This is a genomic window from Cobetia sp. ICG0124 (genome assembly GCF_004006355.1).
In the GTDB taxonomy this organism is placed as follows: Bacteria; Pseudomonadota; Gammaproteobacteria; order Pseudomonadales; family Halomonadaceae; genus Cobetia; species Cobetia marina.
On record NZ_CP024893.1, the window covers coordinates 754,454 to 768,613 of the forward strand.

Annotated in this window: 14 protein-coding genes; 11 read left to right on the plus strand and 3 right to left on the minus strand. The window is 64.0% G+C overall.

Annotated elements, in window-relative coordinates; translation table 11 throughout:
* Window positions 1-338: 338 nt before the first annotated feature.
* The 4 genes from CU110_RS03415 (at window position 339) to CU110_RS17845 (ending at window position 4,451) form a co-directional block, all read left to right on the plus strand.
* On the plus strand, window positions 339-2,444 hold the full coding sequence (locus CU110_RS03415; RefSeq protein ID WP_240665533.1) for a YbeU/YbeR family protein: 2,106 nt from the start codon (window positions 339-341) through the stop codon (window positions 2,442-2,444).
* 170 nt (window positions 2,445-2,614) lie between these two features.
* Window positions 2,615-3,130, plus strand: a complete 516-nt coding sequence (locus tag CU110_RS03420) for an NlpC/P60 family protein (protein ID WP_205632728.1) — start codon at window positions 2,615-2,617, stop codon at window positions 3,128-3,130.
* A gap of 110 nt (window positions 3,131-3,240) precedes the next feature.
* Window positions 3,241-4,107, plus strand: coding sequence for an MFS transporter (locus CU110_RS03425; RefSeq protein WP_346427157.1), 867 nt, complete (start codon window positions 3,241-3,243; stop codon window positions 4,105-4,107).
* Between the two features lie 2 nt (window positions 4,108-4,109).
* Complete coding sequence (locus tag CU110_RS17845) at window positions 4,110-4,451, plus strand: hypothetical protein (protein WP_346427158.1); 342 nt, start codon at window positions 4,110-4,112, stop codon at window positions 4,449-4,451.
* Here the strand turns inward: CU110_RS17845 and msrA are convergent, their stop codons facing one another.
* Complete coding sequence (gene msrA / locus CU110_RS03430) at window positions 4,452-5,129, minus strand: peptide-methionine (S)-S-oxide reductase MsrA (RefSeq protein ID WP_084207969.1); 678 nt, start codon at window positions 5,127-5,129, stop codon at window positions 4,452-4,454.
* 299 nt (window positions 5,130-5,428) lie between these two features.
* On the opposite strand from msrA, the gene CU110_RS03435 reads away from it, so the two are divergent.
* The 6 genes from CU110_RS03435 to CU110_RS03460 all read left to right on the plus strand — a co-directional run bounded on the left by CU110_RS03435 (window position 5,429) and on the right by CU110_RS03460 (window position 12,083).
* On the plus strand, window positions 5,429-7,651 hold the full coding sequence (locus CU110_RS03435; RefSeq protein WP_077375383.1) for an FAD-dependent oxidoreductase: 2,223 nt from the start codon (window positions 5,429-5,431) through the stop codon (window positions 7,649-7,651).
* Window positions 7,652-7,656: 5 nt separating this feature from the next.
* Window positions 7,657-8,940 (plus strand): ABC transporter substrate-binding protein, encoded by a 1,284-nt coding sequence (locus tag CU110_RS03440; protein WP_240499661.1) that lies wholly within the window; start codon window positions 7,657-7,659, stop codon window positions 8,938-8,940.
* Entirely contained in the window at window positions 8,916-9,869 is a 954-nt protein-coding gene (locus CU110_RS03445; RefSeq protein WP_127734555.1) for a hypothetical protein, read from the plus strand. The genes CU110_RS03440 and CU110_RS03445 overlap by 25 nt, the downstream gene beginning before the upstream one ends.
* Window positions 9,866-10,633 (plus strand): ABC transporter permease subunit, encoded by a 768-nt coding sequence (locus tag CU110_RS03450; protein ID WP_127734557.1) that lies wholly within the window; start codon window positions 9,866-9,868, stop codon window positions 10,631-10,633. Before CU110_RS03445 ends, CU110_RS03450 begins: the two co-directional genes overlap by 4 nt.
* A 14-nt stretch (window positions 10,634-10,647) precedes the next feature.
* Window positions 10,648-11,295, plus strand: coding sequence for a CDP-alcohol phosphatidyltransferase family protein (locus tag CU110_RS03455; protein ID WP_084207971.1), 648 nt, complete (start codon window positions 10,648-10,650; stop codon window positions 11,293-11,295).
* 89 nt (window positions 11,296-11,384) lie between these two features.
* Entirely contained in the window at window positions 11,385-12,083 is a 699-nt protein-coding gene (locus CU110_RS03460) for a DUF3047 domain-containing protein (protein WP_240499662.1), read from the plus strand.
* 24 nt (window positions 12,084-12,107) lie between these two features.
* Here the strand turns inward: CU110_RS03460 and CU110_RS03465 are convergent, their stop codons facing one another.
* Window positions 12,108-12,590 carry a peptidylprolyl isomerase gene (locus tag CU110_RS03465; protein ID WP_065392558.1) on the minus strand — a complete coding sequence of 161 codons (483 nt, stop codon included), beginning with the start codon at window positions 12,588-12,590 and terminating at the stop codon, window positions 12,108-12,110.
* A gap of 63 nt (window positions 12,591-12,653) precedes the next feature.
* Here CU110_RS03465 and CU110_RS03470 point away from each other — a divergent pair, with 63 nt between their 5' ends.
* Window positions 12,654-12,938, plus strand: coding sequence for a hypothetical protein (locus CU110_RS03470; RefSeq protein ID WP_077375371.1), 285 nt, complete (start codon window positions 12,654-12,656; stop codon window positions 12,936-12,938).
* Window position 12,939: 1 nt separating this feature from the next.
* Here the strand turns inward: CU110_RS03470 and CU110_RS03475 are convergent, their stop codons facing one another.
* A complete protein-coding gene (locus CU110_RS03475) occupies window positions 12,940-14,031 on the minus strand; it encodes a lipid A deacylase LpxR family protein (protein ID WP_205632729.1) in 1,092 nt (363 codons plus the stop codon).
* Between the last annotated feature and the right edge of the window lie 129 nt (window positions 14,032-14,160).

The following is a 14,160-nucleotide window of genomic DNA, read 5'->3' on the forward strand; positions in this document are numbered from 1 at the left end:
CGCTGCGTCAGCTGGAAGCGCTGGAGCTGCTGGCGTTGGCGCGGACGGCTGGCTGGCTGTCCGAGGCGCGCACGCGTGCCTGGCTGGTGCGACTGCTCATGGCCATCGCATCACGTTTCACCTCGCTGGATGACTGGCTCAAGGCGCTGGCGCATTCGCGCAGCGATGCTGGCTGGACACGCGGCGATGACGGCTTCTTCGAGGCCAGTCTCGCGCTGTCCCGGCTGGAGCAGGAAGAGGCGGGCGTCACCTGGCCGCGTCTGCTGGAGGCGCTGGAAGGCCGTCAGCCGGTACCCGCCACCGAGCTGTGGCCGCAGGGTGAGCGTGACCGGGTGTGGATGGCGCGCGCCATCTTTGCGCCCTGGGTCGGCGGGACGACACTGACGTCGACGGATGACGGCCTCTGCGAGGCGAGTGACAGCGGTTTCGATGCGCAGGGTCACTGGCCCGACGTGCAACGCTGGCTGCGTGATACCTGGGCGATCCGCACTCGTGACGAATTGATCCGTCTGCTGTTGTGGCTGGCCTCGCAAGGGCATCGCTATGGCTGGGACATCGACAGCGCGCGCATGCTGTCGGCCAGTCAGGATGAGCGTGACAAGTGGCTCGACGAGCTGGAGTCTGACGCCGCCTCCGAGGAGGCCGAGCGCAAGGCTCAGGGGCTCGCCGGCACCCCGGCACATGCGGCGGCCAGTGCGGAGCTGGCGGCCGCTGCGGGTCTCGAGCAGGGCCCGTCGCCCGTGGCCTACGGGGAGCTGCTGCTCCAGTATCTGGATCGTGGTGAGCCACTGGAATTTGCCGCCTGGGACTGGCTGCGGCTGGTGGATCTGGCCTTTGCCGGTCTGTGTGCCGGCTGGTTGAGTCGTGAGGAGGGCGAGGACTTCGCCGCTCATGGTATCGACCTGCTGGTGCGTCGCTACGCGGATTGGCAGGGTGTGGCGCGCGCCTATCAACGCGGACGCAGCCTGTTCGAGGGGGCGGATCTCACCGGCTCCACCGACAGTGACTGGCGGCCATTGATGGCCTCACCGGTGACGCCGCTGCGCTGCGAGCTGCACGCGTTGCTGCCGGAGGCCATCCGGGATCGCTCACGCACCGCCATGCGTCAATGGCGCAGTGACAGCCGCCACTGGGTGCTGGCCATTGCCAGCATTCGAGAGCCGGACCTGCTCTATCGTCAGGGGCTGCCTGCGGATGTGGCGGACGCGCGGCGTGAAGAGGCGCGTCAGTACCTCAACGAGACGCTGGCCCTGGATACCCGCGATGGCGTGGCCGGCATGGCGCGTTTCTGGCTGCCGGCGCAGGCCCATCACCTCAATCAGCTGGCGGCCGATGCCGCACGGGGTGGGCTGCCTGATCCTCAGACGCCTTTCGGTCGCGCCGATAGCGCCGAGCTGGAACGGCGACAGCGGCTGGCAGTCTGTTATCGTCATCCTGCCAGCATCGTGATGGCGGAGAAGTACGCGTTCTATCTGCTGATGGTGCAGGACAGCCGCGATTTCGATGCCGGTGAGCTGGCGCAGTGTGCCGAGCGCCTGCGCAGCGCACTGTGCCGCTTCTATCCGGACGCCGTCCGGCTGCTGGAGGCCTGGGCGGTATGGGAATCCGCGGTCCCGGAACTTGAGGACCACCCGCTGGTCAACGAGATCCGCTGGCATCTCGAGGACCCCGGCAGCCTGTTCCACTGGCTCGATTGGCGCGCCAGTGACTGGCAGGAGCCCGGCGAGCGCCCCAGTCTGGATCGTTTCACGGCGCTGGCACTCAGTGGCCCGCTCAATTCGCCGTGCTGGGGCGAGCCGATGGTCGAGCATGGCCGGGGAGTCGAGGAACTGACCGGCTGGCTGGAAGGTCATTATGGTCTGGCCAACGCCGAGATGCTGATCGGCTTCCTCGATTTCCTGCGTGATGCCGGGGATCGGGACGAATATCAGATCAATTACGGCCCCTATACCCTCAATCGTGCGCGTCTGGACAACGAGATCGATGTGCTCGAGAGCGGTGAACGCGGCGAGGATGAGCAGGTGCACCTCGATCGCCTGCGCCGTGTGCGTGACAACGAGGCCCGCTGCAATGAGCTGGACATGGCAGCCTGGGACATCGCGCAGCTGGTGGATCTGGCGATTGCCGGCCGTCAGCTGGGGTGGCTGGATGCGGCCACCTTCACGGCCTATCTGGACAGCGCCCATGCGATGGCGCGAGCACACTACGGCAGCTGGAAGGAATATGCGCGCGGGCTGTTCGCCGGCTATGCCTTCTTCATGGGCGATACCGATCAGCGTGACAGCTTCCTGCGCGGCTTCCGTGATGTATTGATCCAGTGGCTGACGGCGGCGCCGCCATTGGCCGGACCCTGGGCCAGTCTGGATTTCCCGGGCGCGCGTCCGGGGCATTGGCCGGCGCTGCATCTGGATACCCTGAGCGGTGATGCTCGTCTGCTGCATTGAGTTGTCATGCATCACCTGTTATCGCCGTCCGCAAGTGCTGATCACGTTTTGTCTCATGGCACCGGGCCCACGACGAGGAATGTTGGATGCGTCACACGTTATTGTGTTGTCTTTTACTGTTGCCGCTAGGTGTGGCGGGGTGTGCCAGCCATTCACAGCCTCCGAGTGACATGGCCTATTACGATGTCGATCTGCCGGAATTGCCCAAGCTCAAGCGTTACCGTCAGCAGGCCGGCCAACCGCAGGGTCCGGCAGAGCCGCAGCTGGCATCGGGTCCCAGTATCCGGGAAGTGTTGCTGGAAGAGCATGATCGCTGGGCGGGAACGCCCTATCGCCTGGGCGGCACCAACTCACGGGGCATCGATTGTTCTGCGCTGATGCAGCATGTGTTCAGTGACGGTTTCGGGATCGAACTGCCACGTACCACCCGTGATCAGGTCAAGCGGGGCAAGCGTATCGACAAGTCGCAGTTGAAGCCGGGTGACCTGGTGTTCTTCCGCCCCTCACGTCGTTACAACCATGTGGGCGTGTATGTGGGCAACGGCTATTTCCTGCATGCCTCCACGTCACGTGGCGTGAAGCTGTCGCGGCTGGACAATGTCTACTGGTCGCAGCACTACTGGCAGTCGCGGCGGCCCATGCCCCACGAGGCCATGCAGATGAAACTGGCCATGCGCAGTCAATGACATGGGTATCACTTTTGCTGATGGCTGGCATCATGTCGAGCTATTTTACTGATGGTGTTCGAGGGCGCAGACTCACGCCATCCCCATGATTGACTGCTGCCGGGCAGCCAGTGCTGCCGTCCCCTCTCAAGGTGCATGGCCGTGATTGGCGACGCATGACCCAGGCGTTGTGTCTGGGCTCCTTCGTCGTCTTCATCAATCTCTATGTGGTGCAGCCGATGTTACCGCTGCTGGCGACCGACCTTGGCCTGAGCTCGCTGCAGGCGAGTCTGTCGTTGTCGGTGACCACCCTCACGCTGGCACTGGCGTTGCTGGTCTTCGGCCCGCTATCGGATGCGCTGGGGCGGCGACGTCTGCTGCTCTGGACATTGGCCGGGGGGGTGGCCTGCTCGGGACTTGCCTTGCTGGCTGAAGGTTTCTGGTCGCTGTTGGCAGTACGTGCGTTGCAGGGCTTTCTGCTCGGGGGCTTGCCGGCGGTCGCGGTCGCCTACATGAGCGATGAGATGGAACAGCCGGCGTTGATGGCTGCGGTGGGGCTCTATATCAGTGCCAATTCGCTCGGCGGCATCAGTGGGCGGGTCGCTGGAGGTGTCGTGGCCGAGCACTGGGGCTGGCAGATGAGTTTCGCGGTGATTGGCGGTATCAGCCTGTTGCTGCTGGCGGCGCTGTGGCAGTTGCTGCCGCGTCAGCGACGCTTCGTGGCACAGCCCTTCCATCCGGCCAGCATGCTGGCAGGGCTGGGGCGCCATCTGCGCAATCCACGGCTGTGGCCGGTGTTTCTGCTCGGTGGACTCAACTTCTTCATCTTCGTGAATCTCTACAGCTACATGACCTTTCGCCTGAGCGCGGCCCCCTGGTCACTGGGGAGTCAGTGGTTGGGATTGCTGTTTCTGACCTATCTGGCAGGCACCTTCGGTGCCTCGCAGTCCGGCCGGCTGGCACAGCGTCTGGTGCGCAACGCCGCGCCCAGGCACTGACCATGATGCTGGGCACCGCGCTCTTGATTCTCGGCACTCTGGTCACGCTGAGCCATTCGTTGATCGGCATGCTGGCCGGCCTGAGCCTGAATGCCTTCGGCTTCTTCCTGGCACATGCCACCGCGTCGGCCTGGGTCGGGCGCAATGCCGAAGGGGCGCGGGCCAGCGCCAGCGCGCTCTACCTGACGGCTTACTATCTCGGGGCGAGCCTGGGCGGCTTCTGGCTGGAGCCCTTCTGGCAGCAGGCAGGGTGGCCAGGGGTGGTGGTGGGTGGCGTCAGCGTTCTGCTTGTCACCCTGGGGTTGGCGATGCTGTGCTGGCGACGGGCCACGCCGCAGCATTGATCAGTGCGCCGGGGCGTCATCTCCCCAGATTTCCTCGAGACGGTCATCACGGCCACAGCCCGCGCGATAGAAGCGATAGCGCACCGGGTTCTTCTGGTAGAAGTCCTGGTGATATTGCTCGGCGGCATACCAGGGGCCCGCTGCCTCGATCTCGGTGGCGATGCCTTCGGGGAATCTCTCCTTCAAGTCGTCGAGGCTCGCCTGGGCGGCGTCTTGCTGCGCTTCATCCACCGGATAGATGCCACTGCGGTATTGGGTGCCGGCATCGCAGAACTGACGATCCACCGCGACCGGGTCGATGTTGTGCCAGAAGACCTCCAGCAGGGTGTCATAGCTGACCTTTTCAGGGTCATAGACCACCTTGACCGCCTCCGTATGGCCCGTCCTGCCGGCCGAGACCTGCTTATAGGTGGGATTGTCCGTCTCGCCTGCCGTGTAGCCGGACGTCGTCGAGATCACGCCGTCAAGCTTGTCGAAGGGGCCTTCCATGCACCAGAAGCAGCCACCGGCGAAGATGGCGACCTCCTGGCCTTGAGTGACACCCTCGGCGACGCCTCTGGGCGCCTGTTCCGGGTCAAAGGCATTGGCGTGGCCGGCAATCAGCAGACCGCCAAGTAGGCTGGCAAGCGGTGTGAGACGTTTGAGCGCAGAGGAGGGGAATCGCGTGTATCGGGTCATGGTGTCTCCGGGAAAGGCGTCGTTCCTTCGAAGTGAGAACACGGAAATCTCCATGTCTCGATGGGCCGCGAGGTGGCTTGCCTTGCCATTCCCTCACTGCCTGTATCAGGGTTCTACGCGAATCAACGTGGGATGGATGCGAAGATGTCGTATGAAACGGTACTGTTACCGTGATCATGATGAGGTCGTTCGCGTCATCATGACCTGATGAGTGCATCCAGTCAGCAACGCGTCTCGTAAGGACACGGTACATCCCAATGACATGCCCATGACGGCAGGAATCGAAAAGGAAATCGCCAGTGAATAAACGCAAGTTACTGCTTCTGGGCGCCATCGTCGCTGCCATCGTGGTCTTCTTTGCCAGTGGGGCACAGGACTACTTCACTCTGCAGAGCCTCAAGGCCAGTCAGTCGGAATTTCAGGCACTCTTCGAGGAATCGCCGTTCAAGGTCGCGGGTACCTTCTTCGTCGTCTACGTGGCAATGGCGGCACTCTCGCTGCCGGGTGCGGCATTGCTCACCCTGCTGGGCGGCGCCCTGTTCGGGTTTGGCTGGGGTCTGTTGTTGATCTCCTTCGCCAGTACCATCGGTGCCACCCTGGCCTTCCTCATCTCCCGCACGCTGTTGCGCGAAAGCATCGAGAAGCGCTTCCGTCGTCAGCTGGAATCCCTGAATCGCGGGGTCGAGCGTGAAGGCGGCTTCTATCTGTTCACGCTGCGTCTGGTGCCGGTCTTCCCGTTCTTCATCGTCAATCTGGTGATGGGCCTGACCCGCATGCGTGTGGTCACCTTCTATGTGGCAAGCCAGCTGGGCATGCTCGCCGGTACCGCCATCTACGTGAATGCCGGTCGCGAGCTGGGTCAGCTGGAGTCGCTGTCCGGCATCCTCTCGCCGGGGCTGATCGCCTCCTTCATCGCGCTGGGCCTCTTCCCGTTGATCGCCAAGAAGATCGTCGGCGTGCTGCGCAAGCGCAAGCAGCAGGCGGCCTTCGACAAGCCGAAGACCTTTGACTACGACATGGTCGTCATCGGTGCCGGTTCCGCCGGGCTGGTCACCAGCTATATCGCCTCCGCCGTCAATGCGCGTGTCGCGCTGATCGAGCGTCACAAGATGGGCGGTGACTGCCTCAACACCGGCTGCGTCCCCTCCAAGGCGCTGATTCGTGCCGGGCGTGCGGCTCATGAGATTCGTCAGTCCCAGCGCTTCGGGATCACCGCCAATGAGCCGGAAATCGACTTCGCCAAGGTGATGGGGCATGTGCAGGACGTGGTCGAGAGTGTCGAACCGCATGACAGCATCGAGCGTTACGAGAGTCTGGGCGTGGAAGTCCACACCGGCAATGCCAGACTCAGGACGCCCTGGGAAGTGGAAGTCGATGGTCGCGTGCTGACCACGCGCAACGTGGTGATCGCCACCGGTGCCCGCCCGCGTGTTCCTGCGATCCCCGGTATCGAGCTGATCACGCCGCTGACCTCTGACAATCTGTGGGATCTCAGGGTGCAGCCCAAGCGTCTGGTGGTGCTGGGCTCCGGCCCGATCGGCATGGAACTGGGGCAAAGCTTCGCGCGCCTGGGCAGTCACGTCACCATCATCGAGGGTGCCCCGCGGGTGATGCCGCGTGAAGACGAGGAAGTCAGCGCGCTGATGCACGAGCAGCTGGCCGGTGAGGGCGTCGACCTGCGCATCAATTCCACCGCCACGCGCATCGAGGTGCTCAAGGACAAGGACAGTCAGCCGATGCGCCATCTGGTCGTGAGTTCTCCCGACGGCGAGGAGAGCTGGATCGAGTTCGACGAGCTGCTGGTGGCCATCGGACGCGAAGCCAACGTCGAAGGCTTCGGTCTGGAAGAGCTGGGCATCGCGGTCTCCGAGCGCGGCACCATCGATGTCTCCGAGTCGCTGCAGACGCTGCAGCCGAACATCTGGGCGTGTGGCGATGTCGCTGGCCCCTATCAGTTCACCCATGCGGCAGGTCATCAGGCATGGCACGCCGCGGTCAATGCACTGTTCGGCGGCCTGAAGACCTTCAAGGTCGATTACCGCATCATGCCGATGGTCACCTACACCGAGCCGGAAGTGGCGCGGGTCGGCCTCAACGAGACCGAAGCCAAGGCGCAGGGCTATGACTATGAAGTGACCCATTACGAGATGGGCGAGAGTGACCGTGCCCTGGCCGAGCGTGCGACGGAAGGCTTCGTCAAGGTGCTCACCGAGAAGGGACGCGATCGTATCCTGGGCGTGACACTGGTCGGTGCCTATGCGGGGGAATGGCTGGCGGAGTTCACCATGGCGATGAAGCATGGCATCGGTCTCAACAAGATCCTGTCCACCATCCATCCGTATCCGACACTGTCCGAGGCCAACAAGGCGGCAGCAGGCATGTGGAAGAACGCCCACAAGCCGGAAGGCGTGCTCAAGGTGCTGGATCGTTACTTCACCTGGCGCCGCAATGGACGCTTCGAGCCGACCAAGACACGCCAGGCGGATGACGCCACCCCTCCCGTGACGGTCGACAAGCACTGATCTCCATGGCTACGACATGTCTGCCGGGGCGACGTCGCGCACTGGCATTGATGGGTGGGTCACTGGTGTTGATGGCCGGCATGAGTGCCATGCCCTGGGCCACGTCACTGGCGTACGCCGCCGATGCCGCCAAGGGGCGGGCAGTGCCGATGCTGGCTGCACTGGAGTGGAACGTGATCGCCGACAAGGCACGCGGTCAGCGCATCGACTTCCACGCCTGGGGCGGGAGTGAAGCCACCAACGCCTATCTGCGCGCCCAGGCAGAGATCGCGGCACGTGAGCACGGTATCGAGGTGCGTCACGTCAAGATTGCCGATACCGCCGAGAGCGTCTCGACCTTGCTGGCCGAGAAGGCGGCGGGGCGCAGTGATGGCAGTATCGATGTCATCTGGATCAACGGCGAGAACTTCCGCGCGCTCAAGCAGGCCGAGCTGGTGTGGGGACCCTTCGTCGAACGCCTGCCCAACAGCGAGTATCTGCTCGAGGAGATCGGTGCGCGTGACTTCGGGCTCGCCACCGAGGGAATGGAGGCACCATGGGGGCGTGCCCAGCTGATCTTCATGTACGACAGTGCCTTGCTGGAATCGCCGCCACGCTCGATGCGGGCGCTGCTGGACGTGGCGAAGGCCAACCCCGGGCGCGTGACCTATCCGCAGCCACCGAGCTTTCATGGCACCACCTTTCTCAAGCAGGCGTTGCTTGAGTTGATGCCGGGCGAGCAGCGTGAGCTGCTGGCTGCGCCGGTGGCGAGTGATGCTCTGTTCGCTGAGGTGACCGCACCGCTGTGGGACTATCTCGATGCACTGCATCCGCTGATGTGGGCGCAGGGCGAGCGACAGCCAGCCGGCGCCGAGGAGCAGATGAAACTGCTGGCTCAGCGCAGTGTCTGGATCGCGCTGAGCTTCGTGCCCCAGGAAGTGGCCAATGCCCGTCAGGAAGGGCGGCTGCCACCGACCATTGAGCCGTATATCCATGACGGCGGCACTCTCGGCAATGTGCACTATCTGGCGATTCCGGCCAGTGCGCCTCACAAGGCGGCCGCATTGGTGTGGGTCAATCAGTTGATGTCCGCCGAGGCACAGGCCGCCAAGGCGGACCCCTCACGCTGGGGTGACGAGACGGTGCTGGACGTGACGCGCCTGCCGGCGGCACAGCGCGCTGCCTTCGACGCCTTGCCGGAGCTTGCGGGTGGCATGTCGCCCGAAGCGCTGGGCACGCCGCTGAGCGAGCCGCATCCCAGTTGGACCGATGCACTGGAGGCCGAGTGGGCGCGACGCTATCGCAACTGACGCAATGGCTTGCCGAGCGCTGGCGCGCTGAGCGCCCGGCGGGGCGCCTGGCATTGACACCGGCTCGCCTGCTGCGCTGGGCAGTACTGCTGTTGTTGCTCGGCCCTACGGCGCTGGGACTGGCAGGACTGGTCGCACCGGCCCTCGGGCTGTGGCCGGCGCTTGGCTTCGAGGAGGTCTCGGCGATCGCCTGGCAGCGCTGGTGGGCCTTGCCGGGACTGGCCGACGGACTGCGTCTGACCCTGGTCAGCGGCATCGGCGGCACGCTGCTGGCGGTACTGCTGACCATGGGCTGGCTGGCCGCGGCCGCCGGTACCCGTTTCGGCGAGCGCCTCGAACGTCTGCTGGCACCGGTGCTGGCGATGCCGCATCTGGCGCTGGCTCTGGGGCTCTTGTGGCTGGCCGCTCCCAGCGGCGTGCTGATGCGACTGCTGCTGGCACCCTTCGAGGTGCTGGCCCCCCCGCAATACCCTCTGCCGGACGCGCATGGCATCACGCTGGCGCTGGGACTGGCACTCAAGGAAGCGCCGTTTCTGATGCTGATGGCCCAGACGGCGCTCTCGCGTCTGCCGGTCACCGCGCAACTGCAGGCGGGCCAGGCGCTCGGCTACAGCATCCCCCAGCTGCGCTGGCGAATTCTGATGCCGCAGGTGATGCGGGCCATCGCCCTGCCCATCGGTGCCGTGCTGGCCTATTCGCTGGCGGTGGTGGATGTCGCTCAGGTACTGGGGCCGACACGTACGCCGACCCTGGCGGTGCGTCTGGTCGAACTGTGGCGTGACAGTGACCCGAGCTCACGTCTACCGGCCAGTGTCGGGGCACTCCTGCTGGCACTGCTGGTCATCGTGGTGATGGCGCTGGGTGCCGCTGTGGGACGTTATCTGTTGAATCGCCATCGTGACTGGGTGCTCGACAATCCGGGCGCGTGATCCGCGTTCTGCTCGGCACGGTGACGGCAGTCTCGCTGCTGGCCTTTGCCGTGATCGCCGTTCAATCGCTGGCCAGAAGCTGGTTCTTCCCGTCACTGCTGCCGGCTCGCTGGGGGCTGGAAAGCTGGCAACAGGCGCTTTCAGGACTGGGTGGGGCCTTCAGCAACAGTCTGTGGCTCGCCGTGCTGGTCGCCACCCTGGCGGTGATGCTCAGTGTGGCGGTCTTCGAGCGTGAGCGTGAGGTGGGTCGCCTGCGAGGCTTCGTGGTGTGCCTCTACCTTCCGTTGCTGCTGCCTCAGGCAAGCTTCCTGTTCGGTTTCCAGGTCGGCTGGCTGAGCCTCGGCGCGGATCCGGGCTGGGTGGGGGTGGTGATCGGCCATCTGCTGTTCGCCTTGCCCTATGCCTGGCTGACGCTGGCCGGCCCCTGGGCCCGTTTCGACGTGCGCCTCGAGCAGGCAGCACGACTGCTGGGGCGCTCGCGGCTTGAGGTGCTGATCGGCATCCGGCTGCGCTTGATGCTCAGGCCTCTGGCCATCAGCTGGGCAGTGGCCTTCGCGGTCAGCATCGCGCAGTACGTGCCGACGGTGGTGCTGGGCGGTGGACGCGTCCCCACCCTGACCACCGAGACACTGGCGCTGGCCACGGGGGCGGATCCTCGCCTGACGGCGGTCGCGGCCTGCCTGCAGGCCTGTCTGCCGTTGCTGATCTTCCTGCTGGCGAGAGCCGTGCCTGCCGGGCGCGCGCTGGCACCGATACGTGGCTGAGGAGTCGATGAAGCATGCTGGACAAGTGGACCTCACGCTGGGTACAGCCACCCCTGAAACGCCTGGCACGTAGCGCAGCGGAAGGCGGTCTGCATCCTGACCAACTGACGCTGGCTGGCTTCGTCATCGGCATGCTGGCATTGCCGCTGCTGGCCTATGGGCAATTCGGGCTGGCACTGATCGCGATCCTGATCAATCGGGTGGTGGATGGGCTGGATGGTGCCCTGGCGCGTCATGCGGGCTTGAGCTCGGACGCCGGCGGCTTTCTGGATATCTGTCTTGATTTCCTGTTCTACGCCGCCGTCGTGGTGGGCTTTGCACTGGCAGACCCGGCCACCAATGCCATGCCGGCCGTGGCGTTGCTGTTCGCCTTCGTGGGCACGGGATCCAGCTTTCTGGCCTTTGCCATCATGGCGGCCAAGCACCAGCTGGAGCGCCCCAACTTCACCCGCAAGGCCTTCTATTATCTGGATGGCCTGACAGAAGGCACCGAGACGATCGGCTTCTTCGTGCTGGCCTGTCTGATGCCGCACCATTTCGCATGGCTGGCGTGGATCTTCGCGGCGGCATGCATCCTGACCACGCTGACGCGCGTATGGGGAGGGTATGTCACCTTACGGGCCCAGGACCGAAGCGAGCAGCACGGCACCGACCCGGACTGATGCGTGCCAAGCGCGGTACCTGGCCCTGCAGGTGACTCGTCCCGTCATCTTTTTTCATCGCGTTGTTCAAGCGCTCCGGAGTCTTGCCAATGAAAACCACTTCCCGTCAGTTGTCTTGCTTCCTCCCCATGCTCGCGGCAGTCGCCTCCAGTGGCCTGCTGGCGGCGGCGATGCCCTCCGCGGCGCTGGCGGCTGACCAGACCTTCATGCCGGCCGAGATTCTCGCCTGGGGCGAGAAGACCTTCGAAGGCCAGACCGCGTATCGCGTGGTGGAGCGCGAAGGCCGTCCCGCTCTCGAGGCGCGTGCTCAGGGGCAGGCCTCCGCACGCTATCTTGAGGAAGATATCTCGCTCGAGGAGACGCCCTATCTGAAGTGGTGCTGGCAGGTGGACAGCATCTATCCGGGCGTAAACGAGAAGACCAAGGGAGGGGATGACTACCCGGCGCGCCTCTATGTGGTCAACAAGACCGGCATCCTGCCGTGGCAGGTAGAGGCCATCAATTACGTCTGGTCCAGCAGTGAAGCGAAGGACAGTCATTGGGACAATGCCTTCACTGACCGCGCCGTGCTGCTGGCGGTGGAGTCCGGTGATCAGAAGGTGGGGCAGTGGGTCGCCGAGGTACGCGACCTGCGTGCCGACTACTCGGCGCTGTTCGGTAGCACGCCAGACGAGATAGCCGGGCTTGCGTTGATGGCCGACGGTGACAATGCCGGAGGCGACGCCACGGCGCTGTTCCGTGGGCTGAGCCTTTCCAGTGATGCCACGCCGCCCAGCTGCGGCGCCTGATCTGGATGAGGGAAGGGGCGGAGCTTAGTGCTCCACGCCACCTTCACCGTGAACGTGGCCGTGTTCCAGCTCTTCGGCGGACGCTTCGCGCACGTTGGTGATCTCGACGTCGAAGTTCAGGGTCTCACCGGCCAGCGGGTGATTGCCATCGACAGTGACGGTGTCGCCTTCGACCTTGGTGACGGTGACCATCAGCGGGCCACCCTGGGTCTGTGCTTGGAACTGCATGCCGGCTTCGATCTCTTCGACGCCCTGGAAGGCTTCACGCGGCACTTCCTGCACCAGCGCTTCCTGGACATCACCGTAACCTTCTTCCGGAGAGACAGCGACTTTCAGCTTGTCACCGGAAGTCTTGCCATCGAGTTCCTTCTCGAGGCCCGGAACGATGTTGCCGGCACCGTGGATGTAGGCCAGCGGCTCACGGCCTTCGGAGCTATCCAGCACTTCACCTTCGTTGTTGGTGAGGGTGTAGTGGAAGGATACGACGGCATTCTGGGCGATTTGCATGTTGAGGGCCTTTCGATAGGTATATGAACGCCATGCGACCCTATCTTTCAGGAGAGAATTTCGATGACCGTGACACTGATCTGGCTGGTGAGCTTCGCCGCGCTCTTCATGCTGTGCTTGAACCGTTGGGAGGGCTCGCTGGGTGCCACCGTCAAGCGCATCCTGCCGGATGCCCTGAGCATCGACAGCGGTGATCGCTATGTCTGGGGCGCAGCGCTTGCCGTGCTGGGCGCTACTTTCATCGTCAACCCCATTTCCATGCTGATGGCGCTGATCATGCTGGCACTGATCGCCTTCATCGGCGGCAAGCTGATCTGCTGGGGCATGAGCAAGGTCAAGATGCACTGATTCACAGCCAGGTGGAGAGCGTGATGGAGCCGAACTGATCGCTTTCCTGTTGGGTCTCGAATTCGTGCGTGCGCCAGACGTTGACGAAGGCGAGCTGCCAGCGCTGCCAGCTCAGGGCAAAGCCGAGCTGGACATCTCCTACCAGCGGGCGACGGTCCACCGAGTCACTGTCCTCAAAGCTGTTGCCGTCCAGCAGCATGTTGCGCGCTACGGCACGGCCTTCCAGATTGGCGAACAGATACCAGGCGAATTCACCATCCGGCTCGAAATACTGACGCCCGCTTTGGGAGGGAGCGACGGTCGGGATGCCGTAGCTGCGTGACAGTCCTTGGCCGATGCGCACACCGCCCCCCACGCCGGCGTAGGTATACAGGTTGCCCAGTGCCATCGAGGCAGAGGGGCCGTACTCCATTTCCAGGCCCCCCAGGCTTGCCGGCAGCCACAGCTGGCTCTGCCAGCCGGCATTGACCACGGCTTCATTGTGAAGCTGATGGTCCCAGCCCTGTGGGTCATCACTGCCGGTGATCTCGTGGACTCCCTTCTGCGCCTTCTCGGCACCTGAGGCGGGACCGACGATGCCGAGGTCCAGATTGAAGGTATCGACCCGTCGCCAATCCTCTCCCTCTTCACCGGCGAACAGCGAAAGGCCACCGAACAGATAGCCCGCATAGGGGCGATCATCCTCGTTTGGTTGCTCGCGAGTGATGTCGTTGGGGGTATAGATCTGCTGTCCGAAACGATAGGCCGTGGCATCCAGACGTGCAGCGCTGAAACCGGGCACCCAGTCGGCGAAGGCGCGAGACCAATGCTGATCCGGTGTCGCGAAGGTATAGCTCAGCGCAAACCCATTGGTGTAGTGGCCGTCATCGCCGGAGGCGAGAAGATCATTCTCGACCTTGAGAGACAGCACGCCACCCTCGTCCTCGTCAGCCTCCACGATGGGGGCCAGCGCCACCGCGCCGAGCATGATCAGCGCCAGCCCCAGCCGTCGCGTGGAGAAGGCGGGAGCTATCTGCGGGACATGGCGGGTGACGATAGTCGCGCACGGACTCTCATTACCATAACGGCGGTGTCCGTGGGAGGAACTGGTCAAGGATGACGCGCTGCAAGGCGTCTGGCGGGCGCTCTGAGGAGAATCTGTAGGACGGGCAGTGACGGGACGCATCGCAACTCCTGGGACGAAAAGTTGTACACAGAGTCTAGTTAAGCTGCATGTGTATAA